Source organism: Chloroflexus sp., assembly GCF_034432675.1.
GTDB lineage: Bacteria > Chloroflexota > Chloroflexia > Chloroflexales > Chloroflexaceae > Chloroflexus.
The window spans coordinates 1-17,282 of the sequence record NZ_DAOUBI010000109.1; the positions used below are offsets into that span (position 1 = coordinate 1).

General features: G+C 55.3%; 14 protein-coding genes and 1 pseudogene. 8 read left to right on the forward strand and 7 right to left on the reverse strand.

Annotated elements, in window-relative coordinates; all coding sequences use genetic code 11:
- Positions 1-645: 645 nt before the first annotated feature.
- Positions 646-1,791: an N-acetylmuramoyl-L-alanine amidase gene (locus VAE55_RS08120; protein WP_322815287.1), complete on the reverse strand. Its 1,146-nt coding sequence runs from the start codon at positions 1,789-1,791 to the stop codon at positions 646-648.
- Between the two features lie 85 nt (positions 1,792-1,876).
- Here VAE55_RS08120 and VAE55_RS08125 point away from each other — a divergent pair, with 85 nt between their 5' ends.
- The 8 genes from VAE55_RS08125 to VAE55_RS08160 all read left to right on the forward strand — a co-directional run bounded on the left by VAE55_RS08125 (position 1,877) and on the right by VAE55_RS08160 (position 11,307).
- Positions 1,877-2,680 carry a [LysW]-aminoadipate kinase gene (locus VAE55_RS08125; RefSeq protein ID WP_322815288.1) on the forward strand — a complete coding sequence of 268 codons (804 nt, stop codon included), beginning with the start codon at positions 1,877-1,879 and terminating at the stop codon, positions 2,678-2,680.
- Between the two features lie 477 nt (positions 2,681-3,157).
- Positions 3,158-3,967, forward strand: a complete 810-nt coding sequence (locus VAE55_RS08130) for an ABC transporter ATP-binding protein (protein ID WP_322815289.1) — start codon at positions 3,158-3,160, stop codon at positions 3,965-3,967.
- A gap of 50 nt (positions 3,968-4,017) precedes the next feature.
- On the forward strand, positions 4,018-5,967 hold the full coding sequence (locus VAE55_RS08135; RefSeq protein ID WP_322815290.1) for a long-chain fatty acid--CoA ligase: 1,950 nt from the start codon (positions 4,018-4,020) through the stop codon (positions 5,965-5,967).
- A 20-nt stretch (positions 5,968-5,987) separates the two neighbouring features.
- Positions 5,988-6,869 (forward strand): branched-chain amino acid ABC transporter permease, encoded by an 882-nt coding sequence (locus VAE55_RS08140; protein WP_322815291.1) that lies wholly within the window; start codon positions 5,988-5,990, stop codon positions 6,867-6,869.
- 30 nt (positions 6,870-6,899) lie between these two features.
- Positions 6,900-7,958, forward strand: coding sequence for a branched-chain amino acid ABC transporter permease (locus tag VAE55_RS08145; protein WP_322815292.1), 1,059 nt, complete (start codon positions 6,900-6,902; stop codon positions 7,956-7,958).
- Between the two features lie 22 nt (positions 7,959-7,980).
- A complete protein-coding gene (locus VAE55_RS08150) occupies positions 7,981-9,189 on the forward strand; it encodes an ABC transporter substrate-binding protein (protein WP_322815293.1) in 1,209 nt (402 codons plus the stop codon).
- A gap of 81 nt (positions 9,190-9,270) precedes the next feature.
- The gene (locus VAE55_RS08155) at positions 9,271-10,062 is read left to right on the forward strand and encodes an ABC transporter ATP-binding protein (RefSeq protein ID WP_322815294.1); all 792 of its coding nucleotides are present in this window, start codon (positions 9,271-9,273) and stop codon (positions 10,060-10,062) included.
- Positions 10,063-10,086: 24 nt separating this feature from the next.
- The gene (locus VAE55_RS08160) at positions 10,087-11,307 is read left to right on the forward strand and encodes a phenylacetate--CoA ligase family protein (RefSeq protein WP_322815295.1); all 1,221 of its coding nucleotides are present in this window, start codon (positions 10,087-10,089) and stop codon (positions 11,305-11,307) included.
- Between the two features lie 544 nt (positions 11,308-11,851).
- Here VAE55_RS08160 and VAE55_RS19115 read toward each other — a convergent pair.
- From VAE55_RS19115 to VAE55_RS08180, 6 genes and pseudogenes are all read right to left on the reverse strand, one after another.
- The gene (locus tag VAE55_RS19115) at positions 11,852-12,220 is read right to left on the reverse strand and encodes a transposase (protein WP_416181178.1); all 369 of its coding nucleotides are present in this window, start codon (positions 12,218-12,220) and stop codon (positions 11,852-11,854) included.
- Positions 12,221-12,391: 171 nt separating this feature from the next.
- On the reverse strand, positions 12,392-12,604 hold the full coding sequence (locus tag VAE55_RS19120) for a helix-turn-helix domain-containing protein (protein WP_416181179.1): 213 nt from the start codon (positions 12,602-12,604) through the stop codon (positions 12,392-12,394).
- A gap of 132 nt (positions 12,605-12,736) precedes the next feature.
- Positions 12,737-13,393 (reverse strand): ATPase, T2SS/T4P/T4SS family, encoded by a 657-nt coding sequence (locus tag VAE55_RS08165; protein WP_416181180.1) that lies wholly within the window; start codon positions 13,391-13,393, stop codon positions 12,737-12,739.
- Positions 13,394-13,429: 36 nt separating this feature from the next.
- Positions 13,430-14,766, reverse strand: a pseudogene (locus VAE55_RS08170) (CpaF family protein); the annotation flags it as partial.
- A gap of 487 nt (positions 14,767-15,253) precedes the next feature.
- On the reverse strand, positions 15,254-16,093 hold the full coding sequence (locus tag VAE55_RS08175) for a hypothetical protein (RefSeq protein WP_322815298.1): 840 nt from the start codon (positions 16,091-16,093) through the stop codon (positions 15,254-15,256).
- A gap of 209 nt (positions 16,094-16,302) precedes the next feature.
- Positions 16,303-17,154, reverse strand: a complete 852-nt coding sequence (locus VAE55_RS08180) for a transposase (RefSeq protein WP_322815299.1) — start codon at positions 17,152-17,154, stop codon at positions 16,303-16,305.
- Between the last annotated feature and the right edge of the window lie 128 nt (positions 17,155-17,282).

Here is a 17,282-nt window from a genome sequence, read left to right on the forward strand (position 1 = left end):
AAACTGTGCGACACGTGCATGACGAGCGGGTACGGCAATCCATCCAGCACGTGCTGGCATGGCTGGAGCGGTACATTGCCATTGGGCCAGTCGTCCACAACAGCACCCATGGTGATCATATCCGCTGATACACCAGTAGTTGACATCAGTTGTGGGTAATGCATAGCCCGCGCAGCGAGAGAGGGAAGCGTAGAGGGCTGAGATCACGTCTGAAAAACCATCCATGGCGCACGATGCAAGACATTCCCATTCACCGCATCCCTTGTGTGGTAAGGTGAACGGGTAAAGACACCTTCCGTAGAGGCGGGTTCTGAACCCGCCTCTACGCACCACCCGCACCAGCACGCCATACTTGCATTCAACGGTGGAGCGCACCCCTGAACCTGGGTGCGATAGCGGGATCATCCAGCGCTATTAATCCCCGCCCCGCCAGGGGCAGGTGAGGCCAGGGGCGTGGCGCAACGCAGTGCTGCAACCAGAACCAGTCTAATAGGGAGTGAGCGGGCCGGTGCTGCCGCTGCATGCGACGGTGCGTGAACCGAATTTGTGCGTCTGTGCCGATTCATCAGCGGCTGCCTGGTGACAGTCCGGCAGTGCACCGGCCCGATTCTGATAACCTGAATGATACCCGGTGTCAGTCAAGGCTTACGGATTGGTCGCCGGTGCTTCTGCCGGTGGTGCTGAAGGGTTATCTGCCGGTGTGGCCGGTCGGGTCTGATCGACGCGCAGCCAACCCACATAGCGCGTATCGCCGACACGCACCATTGCCTCGTACCAGTCACCCTCCTGATTAAAAACGAATACTCGACTGTCTGGCGGCGCCTGGACGATAATCCGCGCCTGTGCCGATGGCGCTGCACGAACCACTGCCTCGACACTGGTGTAAAGAATCGGCCATTCAGGGGGCAGCAAAGCAGCACCGTCATTTGGATCGCGCTGATTGAGATACTTCAAAATGCCTTCGGCAATCCCCTGTGCCGCCAGGTCTGGTCGGTCGACGATGATCGTCCGGTCGGCAGCATTGGTTAGAAATCCGGTTTCGACAATGATGGCCGGTGTAGTGCGGGCAATCGCGTGGGTATGGCGACGGTAATTGAAGGCATAGTAGCCGCGCATATTAATAGAGATACCGTGGCGATCTTCCGGCAGACCGGTAATGACACCGTAGGTCGAGGCTACAGCTTCCATCAATGCCCGACTTGCGGCTGAGGTGCGCCAGGGCGTGGCAACCTTCCAGCCGCGGGTCCCAGCCGTAGAGCCGTCGGCGTGAATGGCGACAAACGCATCAGCATCGTATGAAGGTGGAACCGTCGCCGGTAGCAGATCAACCTCAACCCCAGCCGCAACCAGGATGTTACGCACACGGATCGCAATTGCCTCATTAACCTCGACCTCACGAATGTTCTGCCAGTATGTTCCGGTTGACGTTCGCAAGTGGGCCAGTTCTTCCGGCAGTTCATTTGAACGCAAGTGACCGATCTGCAAGCCCACTCGTGGGGGGGTACCGGGTGGCCGTGGTGTCGGCGTAGGTATAACACTCGGTTGAGTGGTTGGTGAAGGAATGACCGGTTCGGCCACCAGATCACTTACCGGTGCAGCCTGGGCAACCCGTTGTGGCGTTGCAGTTGGGGATGGGAACGGTGTCGGCAAGACCATTGTTGGTGAGGCAGTGGCAGTTGCCACCGCTACCACTGCAACCGACGATGGTTCAGCGGTCGGCACCGGTTGTTGAATCGGTGTGGCCGATGAGCAGGCGGACAAGACCAGCAGGTAGATTAGAATAGAGATCATTCTCGGTTGCATGCCGGTATCATATCATTAACTTGACAATTGTTGTTTAAGAATTTGCTGAGAGCCTAACTATGGGAGGAATGTCATGATCGTGGTGAAGATAGGTGGTAGTGCCGGTAACGATTACGATGCGCTCTGCGATGATATTGCCGAACGCTGGGGTGCCGGTGAACGGCTCATTCTCGTTCACGGCGGTTCAGATCAGACCAACCGTTTGGGTGAGGCGCTCGGCCATCCGCCGCGGTTCGTCACCTCGCCGAGCGGACATACCAGTCGCTATACCGACCGCCGCACACTCGAAATCTTTATGATGGCGACTGCCGGCCTGATCAACAAGCAACTGGTTGAACGCCTGCACATGCGCGGTGTGATGGCACTGGGTCTCAGCGGGCTTGATGGCCGTCTCTTGTCCGGGAAGCGCAAAGCGACGATCAGAGTGATTGAACAGGGGCGGCAGATGATCCTGCGCGACGATTGGACTGGTACCATCGAGCGGGTCAATCGTGACCTGTTGCACATGCTGCTCGCTGCCGGTTACCTGCCGGTTGTGGCCCCACTGGCCTGCTCGGAGGCCGGTGAAGCGGTGAACGTCGATGGTGATCGCGCCGCAGCGGCCATTGCGACAGCTATTGGTGCGCAGACGCTCATCCTGCTCTCGAACGTACCAGGCCTGCTGCGCAATTTCCCAGACGAGTCATCACTGATTACCCATATCCCCCGGAATGATCTTGAGTTATCCATGACATACGCTGCCGGTCGGATGAAGAAAAAATTGCTCGGTGCGCAGGAGGCGCTGGCCGGTGGGGTACAGCGCGTGATCCTTGCCGATGCCCGGATTCCAGCGTGTATCAGTCAGGCATTGAATGGTGGTGGAACCCACATCGTGTAAATTCATCGCGTCAAGCTGTGCTATCGTAAGGTACCACGTCTCTCAGACAGCATCTCCTTCGTTCGGCACGCTGGCAAGAAAATGGAGAGGTGATGTCTTCCGTCCACCTTTTCTCGATGATGCGCGTGTGCCGTGGTTTGGCGTGCGGAAGTTTGATTTTCGCACCCACGGGCGCGAGTCGCACCGGTCATCCTGCTGGATAGATGCGACTCGCGTTTTCGTTGTGCTCAGATCTGGTAATGATTGATGAGAGGGTCTTTAATATGGTCTGATTGATCTTTAACCCGATTCCTAACCATTCCATCGTTCCACCGAGTATTTGCGTGATCTTTCAAACTTCGTTATAATAAGTTTTGGAGCATCCCTATCCAAATATAAGCGCAATTAATTGGCCATCGTAGACTCAGCATATCCTGTTGGGTTGTTGACTCGGTTAAGTGGTGCGTAGTTGTTTCATGCATTATCAATGAGGATCGCATGACACATCGTGATCCAACAACACTACCGGCACCTCAAATGGAGATCGATCATGTGAGTCTCAGCTTCGGTGGTGTGCAGGCATTACTATCGGTTACGTTTAACATTTACCCCGGCCAGATCCAGGCGATTATCGGCCCGAATGGTGCCGGAAAAACCAGCCTCCTCAATTGTATCAGTGGTCTTTACCGTCCTCAGCAAGGGCAAATTCGTTTTGAAGGCCGTAACATCATCGGTCTTCCCCCTCACCAGATCGCTCGCCTCGGCATTGCCCGCTCATTTCAGAATATTGAGCTTTTCCGTCACATGACGGTAGTCGACAACCTGATGCTCGGTCGTCACAGCCACATGCGCAGTGGCATCTTCAGTGGTGGTTTCTACTGGGGGCGTGCCCAACGGGAAGAGGTTGAGCATCGCGAGTTTGTTGAGCAGGTGATTGATCTGCTCGAAATTCAGTCGATTCGCAACAAGATGGTGGGGACACTCTCGTATGGCTTGCAAAAGCGGGTCGAGCTGGGGCGAGCGCTGGCAATGAATCCGCGTCTGCTCCTGCTTGATGAACCAATGGCCGGCATGAATAACGAAGAAAAAGAGGATATGGCTCGCTTTATCCTCGATATTAACGAGGAATACGGTACGACCATTGTCCTGATTGAACACGATATGGGTGTAGTGATGGACATCAGTGATCGGGTCGCTGTGCTTGAATTTGGGCAACTGATCGCCTATGGTACCCCGGCTGAGGTGCGCAGTGATCCGAAGGTGATCGATGCCTATCTTGGCCGTGAACACGAGATGCCAACAGGATAACCCGGGCGATATACCGGCGGAAAATGGCGATATCACTATCGGGTGAGACAATGATACAGATACCGGAGACAACTCTACCACGGCTCCTCTTTCAGAATGCAGAACGTTTTGGCAATAAGGTGGCCCTACGCGAAAAGGATTATGGCATCTGGCAAACGGTAACTTGGCGGCAGTTTGCTGAACACGTGCGTGCCTTCGCGATGGGACTACACGCGCTGGGCGTTCGGCGCGGCGATGTGATTGCTATTCTCGGTGATAACCGCCCCGAATGGTTGTACGCCGAGTTTGCAGCCCAAACTATCGGTGCGATGTCGATTGGTGTCTACCAGGACTCGGTTGCCGAAGAGGTCTATTACATCGTCTCGGCTGCCGGTGCACGGGTGATAGTTGTCGAGGATCAAGAGCAGGTCGATAAGATTATCGAAATCTGGCCGCGGTTGGAAGGGGTAGTGAAGGTTATCTACTACGAACCGAAAGGCATGCGCAATTATCCCCAGCCCTACCTGGCCGATTTTCCGTCTATCGAAGAGCTTGGCCGGACGTATGATCGCGAGCATCCGGGTCTGTTTGAGGCTGAACTCGCTGCCGGTAAACCTGATGACGTAGCCATCCTCTCGACTACTTCCGGTACCACCGGCAAGCCGAAGCTGGCTATGCTGACCCATCGCAACATGATCAGTCAGGGTGCCAGTCTGCTCGCGGTCGATCCCCTCGGCCCTGATGATGAGTTTGTCAGCTTCCTCCCTCTGGCCTGGGTGGGAGAGCAGATGGTGACAGTGGCTGCCGGTATGCAGTGCGGTTTTATCATCAACTTCCCGGAATCGGCCAGTACCGTACAAGAGAATATTCGCGAGATCGGGCCACGGGTGATGTTCTCGCCACCGCGGATTTGGGAGAATGTGCTCTCGCAGGTACAGGTGAAGATTCAGGACTCGACACCGCTCAAGCGTGCAATCTTCGAGTGGGCAATGCGCCAGGGATACGAGATGGCCGATACCCGCTTCAGCGGGAAACAGCCCGATCTGTGGTTGCGCCTACGCTATGGGTTGGCGCGCCTGCTGGTCTTCGAGATGCTCAAAGATCATCTTGGCCTGCGATTCCTCAAACGGGCCTATACCGGTGGTGCCGCGCTCGGCCCTGATGTCTTCCGCTTCTACCACGCGATTGGGGTGAATTTGAAACAGGTGTATGGGCAAACTGAAAGTGCCGGTCTGAGCGTTATCCATCGTGATGGACAGATAAAATTTCAAACCGTGGGGACGCCTCTGCCAAATACCCAGATTCGGATTGCCGAAAATGGCGAAATTCTGGTCAAAAGTCCCTCTGTCTTTGTTGGATACTATCAAAACCCAGAGGCAACCGCAGAAGCACTCGAAGATGGATGGTTGCACAGTGGCGATGCTGGCTATTTTGATGAAGATGGTCATCTGATCGTGATTGATCGAGTCAAAGATGTGATGACACTTCACGACGGCACCAAATTCTCGCCACAGTTTATTGAGAATAAACTCAAGTTTAGTCCCTACATCAAAGAGGCGGTGGTCTTCGGTGGTAACTGGCCCTTCGTGACCGCGATGATCAATATTGATTTCGCGAATGTCGGTAAATGGGCCGAGAACTCTCAGATTTCCTACACGACCTATACCGATCTGGCGCAGAAGCCGCAGGTATACGCACTCATCCGCAAAGATGTTGAACGCGCCAATGCCGATTTACCCCCGGCAGCGCGGATTCGCCGCTTTCTGCTTTTGCATAAGGAGCTTGATGCCGATGATGGTGAACTGACCCGCACCCGCAAGGTACGCCGTCGTCTGGTCGCCCAACGTTATCAAGAGATTGTCGATGCGCTTTATAGCGATCAGGACGAACTTGAAATTGAGACCACGATCACCTATCAGGATGGGCGGACTGCGCTGATCAAGACACGTCTACGAATCGAAGAGATTGATGATCCGGTGACGACACCAGCAGCGTCACCGTCGCGGATGGCAGTTCGTTAGTTGAGGCAACGGAGAGCGGCATGGATCGATTCATTCAGCTTGCCCTGAGTGGTATTGCAAATGGTGCCATTTTTGCACTGGTCGCGCTTGGTTTTGTGTTGATCTACAAAAGTAGCGACGTGATCAACTTTGCTCAGGGCGAATTGTTGTTAATCGGTGCTTACCTGACCTACGCCATGGTCGAGCAGTTTGGCCTCTGGTGGCCGGCAGGTGTGGTATTGGCGGTTGTGCTGGCAGCGGTTGCCGGTGTGTTGATCGAGCAGTTGGTACTGCGACCAATGATCGGTGAGCCGGCGATTTCGGTCATTATGGTCACCATCGGTTTGTCGTCGCTGCTGCGGGCAATTGTCGGTGCGATCTGGGGTGTCACCCCACGTCCGGCGCCGCAATTTCTACCCACCGATACGGTAACTATCTTGGGTGCAAATGTTGGCGTGGATCGCATCTGGGCATTTGTTCTGGCGATTACCCTCTTCGTGATCTTAACCCTCTTCTTCCGCTACAGCCGTGATGGAATTGCCATGCGTGCGGTGGCCGATGATCAGCAGGCAGCGCTCAGCATGGGTATCAGCGTCAAAAAGGTATGGGCCGTGGCCTGGGCCATTGCGGCAATTACCGCCGCAGTCGGCGGTATTTTGCTGATGAGCATCTTCGGTGGTGTGTCGGGAACCATTGCCCGGGTTGGTTTGATCGTCTTTCCGGTCGTTATTCTCGGTGGCCTCGATAGCATTCCGGGTGCAATTATCGGTGGGCTGATTATCGGTCTGTTGCAATCGTTCGCCGGTGGCTATTTGCCTCCCGAATGGGGAGTAGGTGAGGTTGTGCCGTTCATTATCCTCTTGTTCATTTTGCTGGTCCGTCCTTACGGTCTGTTCGGACAGCGCATCATCGAGCGGGTGTAGGGGATACAGACCATACAGATAGGGTTGCCTATGCAGAGCGGAACATTTCATACCACGTATGCCAGTGATGTCAGTCTGCGCCCCTATTGGCCGCAACGGATTCGGATTGTCCTCGTTTTGGTGGCAGCACTGATCTTTCCTTGGTTTGCTGACCGCTACTGGCTCAATCTGGCCAACACGATTGCCATCGCCGCAATCGGTGCTATCGGCTTGAACATTCTGGTCGGTTACACTGGACAGATCAGTATCGGGCACGGCGGCTTTCTGGCGGTTGGGGCGTATACCGCCGGTTTGCTGGCCGTGCATTTTGGCACGCCGATGTGGCTGACCATTCCTATTGCCAGTTTTTTCGCTGCGGCGGTGGGTGCCTTCTTCGGTCTGCCGTCATTGCGCCTGAAAGGTCTATATCTGGCGATTGCCACCCTCGCGTCGCAAGAGATTATCATCTGGCTTCTTACACACGGCAAACTGCTCGGTATCGGCGAGTCGCTTTCGTTACCGCGGGCAACTAATAATCTCTTCGGTCTGCCGATGGAGTGGCTCGGTAATAATGACTTTGCCTTCTACTGGATGTGTCTCGCCTTTTTGATCCTGACGGTTATCTTCGTGAGCAATCTGTTCCGAACCCGTACCGGGCGCGCTTTTGTTGCGATCCGCGATCAAGACATTGCGGCTCAGGTGATCGGTGTCGATCTCTTTCGCTATAAGCTCCTGGCCTTCGCCACGTCCTCATTCTTTGCCGGTCTGGCCGGTGCACTAACTGCGCATTACCGTGGTGTGATCTCGTGGGAGCGGTTTACTATCGAAACCAGTATTCTCTACCTGGCGATGATTATTATCGGCGGTTTAGGGAGCGTTTCCGGATCAATTTACGGTGCTGCGTTTATGATCCTGCTCCCAGCCTTTCTGTCGAATATGGCTCGCACGCTGAGTAGCGTCGTTCCCGACATCAACTCGTATCTGCCGTATATTCAGCAAGGTGCTTTTGGTCTGGCAATCATCCTCTTCCTCATCTTCGAGCCGGAGGGCATCGTTAAGATGTGGCGCAATGTCAAGGATTATTTCCGGCTATGGCCGTTTAGTTATTGAGGTTTGTAGCAAGGAGGATGGCATGCACAGGTGGAAACACACGTTCAGTTGGTGGATTGTAATGGTGATAGTTGCCACAATGCTGGCAGCATGTGGCGCCGGTGGTACAGGCGGAGGTGGTAGTGCGAGTAGTGAACCGATCAAGATTGGCGCGATTTTTGACCTGACTGGTGCAACAGCCGACGTAGGAACACCCTATGCTCGCGGACAGATTGCCTTTATTGATTGGAAGAATGAGCAGGGCGGCATTAACGGACGGCGCTTGCAGTTGGTGAGCGAAGATTATGCGTATCAGGTGCCGCGTGCAGAAGAGTTGTATACGCAATTCGTAACCCAAGATAAGGTGCTGGTTTTCTCAGGATGGGGTACCGGCGATACCGAAGCGCTGCGCCCCAAGATTACCGAAGACAAGATTCCGTTCATCTCGGCCTCATACTCGGCGACGCTGGCCAATCCGGCGGAAACGCCCTACAACTTCCTGGTTGCGCCGACCTACTCTGACCAGTTGATCATCGCGATGAAGTGGGCGATTGATGACTGGAAAGCGAAGGGTAATAGTGGAATGCCGAAGTTTGCCTATCTGATCAACGATAGTCCTTTCGGTCGTTCGCCGCTGGCCGATGGTACAGCCTTTGCTACATCGCAGGGCATCGATACCCCGCTCGAGGTGCCTTCACCCCGTGGTGCAACCGATCTGACGCCACAATTGACCCAGATCCGCGATTACGGTGCCAACTACATCTTCTTGCAGAACGTCTCTAGCCCGGCGGCACTGGCAATCAAGAATGCGAAAAGCCTAGGCTACAACGTGCAATTCGTCTGCCTCAACTGGTGCGCAAACGAGATTTTGATCAAGCAGGCTGGTGCTGACGCTGAAGGGGTTGTTGGTGTGGTGCCCTTCAACCACGAAGCAGAAGGAGCGAAGGTTGCCCTAGATTTCGCCCGTCAGAAGAATATTGACTACGGCGGTGCCGATAGCACCTTTGTTCAGGGATGGACGGCTATGTCGATCCTGGTTGCCGGTATCGAGCGAACGCTGGCGGACGGCAAAGAGCTGACCGGCGAGAATATCAAGAGTACGCTTGAGACGATGGGTGCCATTGACACCAAAGGGGTAACTCTGCCGGTGCAGTTCAGCCCCACCGATCATGCCGGTGTGAAGTCAACTCGCATGTTCCGGGTTGAAAATGGTAAGTGGGTAGCGATCACTGATTTTATTAGTGCGCGGTAAGTTACACGTGACCGGTGTGTTGTCTATTGACGACACACCAGTCACTCATAGTAGGCAACCGTCGTGGTTGCTTTTCTACATATGTTGACACTCAATAATATTGAAGTTATCTATAACGACGTGGTGCTGGTGCTCAAGGGGTTATCTCTTGAAGTGCCGGCAGGGCGAATTGTGGCTCTGCTCGGCTCAAACGGTGCCGGTAAAAGCACAACTCTCAAAGCTATTTCGGGTCTGCTCAAGCCGGAAAACGGTGAAGTGACCGACGGTGAGATTTTGTTTCAGGGCCAGCCAATCCACAAAAAAGATGCTGCCGAGATTGTGCGGATGGGCATCTTTCAGGTGATGGAGGGACGACGCGTCTTCGAGCATTTGACAGTCGAAGAGAATCTCCGTGCCGGTGCGTATACCCAATCATTTCGCCGGTTTGCCGGTGATCTAGCGCTGGTATATGAATATTTTCCACGCCTGAAGGAGCGTCGCAACCAGATCGCCGGATTTCTTAGCGGTGGTGAGCAACAGATGCTGGCGATTGGGCGGGCACTCATGGCGCATCCCAAACTGATTATGCTCGATGAACCGTCGCTCGGCCTGGCGCCACTGCTGGTCGCCGAGATTTTCGAGATCATCCCGCGGATCAACCGCGAGCAGGGAACAACGATTCTTTTGGTTGAACAAAATGCACGGCTGGCGCTAGAAGCAGCGCATCACGCCTACATCATGGAGAATGGTCGGATTGTGCTTGATGGATCGCCAGACGATTTGAAAGACAATGCCGATGTGCGTGAGTTTTATCTTGGTTTAAACGAGATTGGTAGCCGTAAGAGTTATCGTGACGTCAAACACTACAAGCGCCGAAAGCGCTGGCTCTCCTGATCGTGTTATCGACAAGAGGATGGTATGAATATTGAGGCATTTTACGCCAGTTTTGATCAACGAGTGCGTGAGATTGTTGCTTTCGGCTATGAGCATTCGCCGGCGTTGCGCCATCGTATGGACTCTGCCGGCTTGACACCCTCTGATATTCAGACCACCGCCGATTTGAGCCGGCTGCCGATATTGCGCAAAGAACAATTGGTGGAATTGCAACGACAAGGGCCACAGTTAGGTGGTATGCTTACGGTACCCCTATCACGACTGCGCCGCATTTTTCAATCTCCTGGCCCAATCTACGATCCTGAGTCTGCTGAACCAGACCCGTGGCGCTGGGCACCGGCGTTTCGGGCCGCCGGTTTTGGCCCTGATGATATTGTGATTAACTGTTTTGGCTATCATCTAACCCCTGCTGGCGTTATGTTTGAAGAGGGTGCGCGTGCGGTTGGTTGTGCGGTTATTCCGGCCGGGATTGGTAATCAGTCTCAGCAAATCGAGGTTATGGCCCAACTCGGTGTGACTGCCTACGCTGGCCTGCCGAGCTATCTGAAAGCCCTGCTTGAACGAGCGGTTGAGGCAGGTTATGATCCACGCACCTGGCCGCTGAACAAAGCCTTTGTCGCCGCCGAACCGTTACCGCCATCACTGCGGGCTTTGTTTGAAGAGCAGTACGGTATTCTGGTGTATGACGGTTACGGGACTGCCGAGACGGGAAATCTCGGCTACAACGGCCCGGAGCGGCAAGGCTGGCACTTGCCTGAAGATGCTCTGGTACAGATTTGTGATCTGAATACCGGTGAACCGGTACCCCCTGGGCAGACCGGTGAAGTCGTGGTAACGCTCTTCCGCCGCGACTACATCCTGATCCGCTTCGCTGTTGGCGACCTTTCTGCTTTAATGGAGCCAACGACTGCGACTGTCATCCAAACCCCGCGTCTGGTGGGGTGGCTTGGTCGTAGCGGGGAGAGTGTGAAGGTGCGAGGGTTGTTTGTCCATCCTCGACATATTGCCGAGGCAATGCGGCGCATGACCGGCTTGCAGGCGTATCAGGCGGTTGTGGTGCGTGAACATCACCGTGACGAGCTGATCTGTCGGATTATACCGACTGCCGATGCCGATCCTGCGCACCTCCGTGAGAGTGCAGCGCAGGCTCTTCACGAAGCGCTGAAACTTCATTGTCGGGTAGAGCTGGTTACCGAACTGCCGACCGATGCCAAACCGTTCGTTGATCTGCGCACCTGGGACTAATTCTGGTCGGGTAGTCACGGGATTCGGGCCCGAATTGCCCCCGACGTCGCATGCCTGCAGAAGACCTGTTGAATTATAGGCTTGCACCCGCTGTCAGACGGGCCGAACCCTTCCTCATGATCGGCTAGCTCCGCCGTCGGGGCTAGCGGCATACCTCCTCGCCGTTATGCCAGCCCTACCGGCTTGTATGGTGCATCGTCACCGAGGCTATCAATCGTCATTGTCAGGCCAGCCCTTGCACGACGTGTGGCAGTGTTTGCCGCGATGCACCGGTAACTCCCCGTGTGGTGGCTTTCCTACCCGTGCTCATGCCTCCCCGTCATACCCTTTCATGCTGATTCCTTCACCCTAGGCCACCAGTGAAAGAGGGTGTGCCACTGGAGGGTCTTTGCATCCGCCTGGAGAACCCGGCACTGCTCGGCCACCACCTCCATCATCTCCTCCAGGTTCTGGAAGTGCCGGTTCGCCACTGCCTCGTTTACCAAGGGCTACACCCGCTCCGCCGGTTGCAACTCGCGACTGAAGGGAGGGAGAAAGATCAGCCTCACCCATCGGGGATCTTCACCGTTGGGGAGACATGCCACCCTGCGCGGTCCAACACCACCCAGACCTTCGCCGCCTCCGACCAGGTGGCCGTGAGCGCTCGCAACACCCGGCGCATCACCTCCGTGTCTATGCGGTTAGCCAACCAGCGCAAACGCTCCCCCGTCTCCGGCGTCACACAGGTGGCCACGGAGCACCAACGGGAGCGGTGCGCCACCACCGCCTTGGGTTGTTCCCCCGTGCGGCTCCACACCCGCCGGTACACCGGCTTGAGCTCCAGCCGGTGTTCATCGTTGGCTAAGAACCTATCCGAAACATCGCTTCTGAGGCACGTTTCAGCCTGTACCGCAGGCTGTAGCCTGTCATGCACCGCCTGAAGGCGGCGGTACGAAATCCAGCGCAGGCTTTACCCTGTACCGCAAGCTTGAGCTTGGAATGCCCCACGTTTCGGATAGGCTCTAAGTGGTTTACGTTCCTCCCCTCCCGACGGGCTTCTTCGACTTCCTGGAAGAGCTTTTGTTTGCACTCCACCCGCGCCTGCTCATCCCTCTTCCGGTGCTGAGAGTGGGGAAAGCGGAGGCTGAAGCCCATCTCGTGCAAAAGGCGGTCGATGGGGGTTGGCGCGGTTGTGGACGATACACGTCGCTAACAACCTGAAGCCCATCTCGTGCAAAAGGCGGTCGATGGGGGAGCGGGAGAGCTGCTTTCCCAGTTCCCGCTCCATCCAGTCCCGCAGCTTGGGCTCCGTCCACAGAAAACGACGTTGTCAGCGTCGACGAATTCAGCTAAGAGATCCACCCAGTCCCGCAGCTTGATCCCCGTCCACAGGCCGCCATCGGGAGGGGGCCGTGCAGCGCCTCCAAGACTCGCTGCTGCTCCTCGGGGGTCAGCTGAGGCCGCGCTGCCCTGGGTTCTGGTGGCGCCGGTCTTTGAGGGCCTCGGGGCCTTTCTGGTTTGAGCGCCGCACCATCCGTTGTACCCAGCGGACGCTGTGCAAGGTGATCTTGGCGACCTCCTTGGCGGTGATCCCTTGCTTGGCGTGGTAGACCGCTAGAACGCGGGTTCTTTCTCCCGGATCCTTGGCCTTCTTGGCCCTCTGCCATCGCTCGTTCAGGGTAAGATGGTCAGCAACGGTCATAAACGGCACACACGTGCGAAGGAATGCCGCCATCTGTGGCGACATGCTGCCAATCACTACCAGACGGTCGAGCGTGAATGGGGTACGGCTAAAGCGCCGGATGGTTAATACCGGACCCACCAGCGAAATGGGATCGAGAACAGCATTAATGCGTCCACCGCCGGGGAATCGTTCGTCATCAGGCAGACGAGCGTCAACCATTGGATTCAATTCATCAAGACGCCGGTTAAGCGGAGCAATGATTGTGTTGATCACATTCAGCAAATGGTATTGGTCACGGAAGCGGATCTCTGGGGCTGGACGCAGTTTTCCACGCTCTTCGATCCAGACATTGGATGTACCATTGACCATGATCTCGGTAATGTCAGGATTCTGCAGGATTTGCGGTCCGAGCGTATCGCGCAAATAATTTGACTTGAAAAGATAATCAAGCGCACCACGTGCTGGTTCGATCTTGTGAAGACAACGTGGCAATGCACCGGTTGCCGTAAACTCCCCAAAGACGTGCCCTTCTTCATCAACGCTGCTGTGAAACACAAAAATATCACGGAGTTCGACTTCGCCGTGGCGGATGCCCTGAACTTCGGAGATGCTAAGATCCTGCGACGTCCGTCGGGCAGGTGCATCTGTTGAATGATGATGTCGAGCGCACCAACGAGTTACTCGCGGATAGCAGCGAGCAGCAATTCCTTGGCGCCTTCTGCCCACATAACCATCGTTTCCAGGCGGCTGAAAGCATCGCGCGGTGAGTTGGCATGAACCGTCGTCATCGAGCCTTCGTGCCCGGTATTCATTGCCTGAAGCATATCCAGGGCCTCGGCGCCGCGCACCTCGCCAACGATAATCCTATCCGGGCGCATACGTAACGCATTACGCACCAGTTGACGGATCGTGACTTCTCCGGCACCCTCGACATTTGGCGGACGCGCTTCCAGACGAGCCACATGGGTATGGGTGCGATGAAACCGCAGTTCAGCAGCATCTTCGATAGTCACAATGCGCTCGTGCGCCGGAATAAAAGAAGCCAGCACATTTAGAAGTGTTGTCTTTCCACTGCCGATACCACCGCTTACCAGAATATTACGTCGAGCAATGACGCAGCGCTTGAGAAACTCAGCCATTCCCGGTGTAAGGGTTTCAAGCGTGATCAGATTGTCGATGGTGAATGGATCGCGTCGGAAACGACGGATTGTCAACAGTGGACCATCAACAGCCAGCGGGGTGATGACGGCATTGACGCGGCTACCATCAGGAAGGCGCGCATCGACCATTGGCACGCTTTTATCGATGCGCCGACCCAGCGGCGCCACAATTCGGTCGATAATATGCAAAATGTGATCACGATTTTCGAACCATATCTCTGGCGCTAGCTGGATCGTTCCGCCACGCTCCATATAGACGTGCGCGAATCCTTCGGTATCATCATCCGTAGATCGCACCCAGTTCACCATAATCTCAGTTACACTTGGATCGCGCATCAGCGCTTCCAACGGTCCCAACCCCACGGTTTCATCAAGAATAATATTGATGACTTCGGCGCGATCACGCTCTGAAATGACTCGACCTTCTTCCAGGATCATGCCGTTGACCAGCGCATCGATGCGTGAGCGCAGCGCAGCAGGCGGCAGGGTTACCAGTTGATCGAGGTTCGATTCTTTGAGCAGGCGATCACGGTAATGACGCACCAGTCGCGTGATAGGATCCGTCTGGTGAAGCAGTTGATAATCCGCGATCAGACGAGCTTTATCAATCGTGCCAAGCTTTTCGAAAACTGCCATAACACGCTCCATCTCTACCCATACATCGCTCAATCAGGATTGCGAAATCGTATGCAATGCTGATCGGTTGCTGGTCAATTCCACTTCAGTGTAGCAAGTGCGCAGTACAGGTGAGAAGAGGGTTTTGTAAGGGATTTGTAACAACCAGAAGGCTTTATCTAAAGATACGACTAGCGTGCAGGAGTTAACACGTCGGTTGAGATGGGTAGAACAATCTATGCCCCTGATCAGTTATGATCAAGGGTGAATAGAAAAGTGCGTATCGCAGATCCTCGTGTGCTGGATGGTACGATGCCTGACGCTCCTGAACAGAGACCAATTGTGTTCTTGTGAGAATACATCCGAGAGTTGACCGTCAGGTGTAGGCGAGTTAGAGCAGATGTCGCTCCACCGTAAGTTACCCATAGACGGAAATCGGACATCTATTAAGATTCGGGGGAGAAGATCGCAAGACTTCTCACATTGCCGACGACTTCTTAATTTAATATTAGGGTGAAGGCATTCCTAGCGGCGCAGTCGGCGCCTGGGTCGGCGGTGTAGTCGGCGGCGCCTGGGTCGGCGGCGGTGTGGTTGGTGCTACTGTTGGCAGTGCAGGAAGTTCCCCTGAACCAGGAGGCGATGACACCTCTGGTAACGTTGGCTTCTCGGTAGGCTGAGGGGGTTCGGTTGGTGTCGAGATAGCAGAAGGCATAATATGAGTTGGGGAACTGACCATAGGTGAGGGTTCAGGAAATACTGCTGGCATCTCTGGTATGCTCACCTGTATAGATTGAACAGGTTGTGGCATACCAGAACCTGGCAGATCTGGCTGCCTGGTACGAGGTGGTACGATTGGCGATCTGGCTGCTTGTGGTGATGATGTAAAAGTGGCTGTGGCATTGGCAGTAGCCGTTGGTGAGGCTGGCACTGTTGCTGTGGACGTACTGGTTGGCAGCAGTGCAACAGTCGGTGGGAGTGCTGGAAGGCCAGCAAACTCCAGCACATTATTGGCAATGGTCAGTGATTGACCACTCGTTACCTGAGTTGCTAGCCCGAGCGCGACAAAGAGACAGGCGCCTGCCAGCGCTGATGCGAGTATCAAGCGTTGCCAGCGTTGCAGACGATATGCACGACTATCGCCGACGTGTGCCAGCACCAGACGATCACGAAGAATAACCGCACAGGTCACTGTGGTTCCTATCGGGCGCGTTCGACCCTGTGGCGATTCGGCGACTGTGCGACGAGCCTGTGAGGTGTCATAAATGGCTTTATTGGCCTGAGCAATAGCCCGCTCCAGACTTGCTACGGGATCATTATCAGGATCGGCATAGTACTCGAGTTTAGACAAACCATTTCTCCCTGACTGATAGGTCAGGGGGCGGAAAGCGCTTTACCAACTGAATTTCAAGTGGTTTGGGAAGCAGGAATGCCCTTTTTGACCACTTTGTGTCGTGCTTTGGGCGTTCTGCGCTTGCCTTTAGGCCAGCCAGGCGATTTTCCGCGCAATTTGGGAGGCTGGGCAGGCGTTCCAATCTGCATAAAAATCGTTCCCAGGCTCTAGCGCACGCGCTGCGGGGTCAGGCGGGTTTGGGCTTTTTGCCAGGGCAACGGGTGGTTCTGCACCAGCGGACGCGCCAGGAAGAGCATCCAATGTGCCAGAGCAACCAGGTGTGTCCAGGTATCGCCGGTCTGGGCGTTCTGGAAGCGGGGTAAAGTCCCGCCCAGGGTCTCTGTGCGGAAGCGCATTGCGGGTTCAATCGGCCAGCGATTGGCATACGCCGTCCAAATGGTTTGAGCCGTGCCGACGATGGAGGCTGGCAATTGGGCGGAGGGCAGCCAGGCAAACCAGACTGCAGCGGGCGGTTTGTCTTTTGCTCGATGGGTTTCGGCGCACAAGACGTCCAAGGTCAGATTGGGTGCGTGTTTGTCACACAAGCCGTTCCAGCGTTTCAGGCGCACTTTGCCATAGTGTTCGTCTTGCAATGCTTGAATTTCATCTGGTGCGCCCCAAGTCTGTTCCTCTTTGAAGCCGAAGTGTTCGCCATACGTTTGCGGACGTCCACGTTTGCCTGGCGTGGGTTGAGCGGGGCGGTACAACGTTCGGTCGGAGCGCAAGCGGGCAACAATGCCCACTCGCAAGCCGCTCACGCCTGACAAAAAGCGCACATTGCCATATTTCCCGTCCGCAGCCACAATATCCAGGGCCTCCCGATATGCCTGACGCGCCTCGGTAAGCACCTGAATTTGCTCTATCCCCACTTCCTGCGCCGTTTGCTGGCTGGAAATCCGCCGCACGTCTACAGGCAGTGACCAGCTTGGTATGGGGTTCGGCGCACCACTCCAACAGCGAGTAGGGATAGCCCACGGTGACATTGCCGCCATCTGCATCGCTAGAGGCTTGATACACATACTGCAGGTCTTCTAACACCCGGCTGCGCGGGCGCGGCCAGGAAGAACTATCCAGCGGGAAGACGCAGATGCCCTGCTGCAGCAATTGTTTGACCAGCAGCTGGCGCAAGCCAGCCGCGTCTATCTGC

Coding starts and splice junctions, on each gene's coding strand:
- VAE55_RS08120 (WP_322815287.1), bottom strand. CDS start 1,791: ATGATCTCTATTCTAATCTACCTGCTGGTCTTGTCCGCCTGCTCATCG.
- VAE55_RS08125 (WP_322815288.1), top strand. CDS start 1,877: ATGATCGTGGTGAAGATAGGTGGTAGTGCCGGTAACGATTACGATGCG.
- VAE55_RS08130 (WP_322815289.1), top strand. CDS start 3,158: ATGACACATCGTGATCCAACAACACTACCGGCACCTCAAATGGAGATC.
- VAE55_RS08135 (WP_322815290.1), top strand. CDS start 4,018: ATGATACAGATACCGGAGACAACTCTACCACGGCTCCTCTTTCAGAAT.
- VAE55_RS08140 (WP_322815291.1), top strand. CDS start 5,988: ATGGATCGATTCATTCAGCTTGCCCTGAGTGGTATTGCAAATGGTGCC.
- VAE55_RS08145 (WP_322815292.1), top strand. CDS start 6,900: ATGCAGAGCGGAACATTTCATACCACGTATGCCAGTGATGTCAGTCTG.
- VAE55_RS08150 (WP_322815293.1), top strand. CDS start 7,981: ATGCACAGGTGGAAACACACGTTCAGTTGGTGGATTGTAATGGTGATA.
- VAE55_RS08155 (WP_322815294.1), top strand. CDS start 9,271: ATGTTGACACTCAATAATATTGAAGTTATCTATAACGACGTGGTGCTG.
- VAE55_RS08160 (WP_322815295.1), top strand. CDS start 10,087: ATGAATATTGAGGCATTTTACGCCAGTTTTGATCAACGAGTGCGTGAG.
- VAE55_RS08180 (WP_322815299.1), bottom strand. CDS start 17,154: ATGTGTATCAAGCCTCTAGCGATGCAGATGGCGGCAATGTCACCGTGG.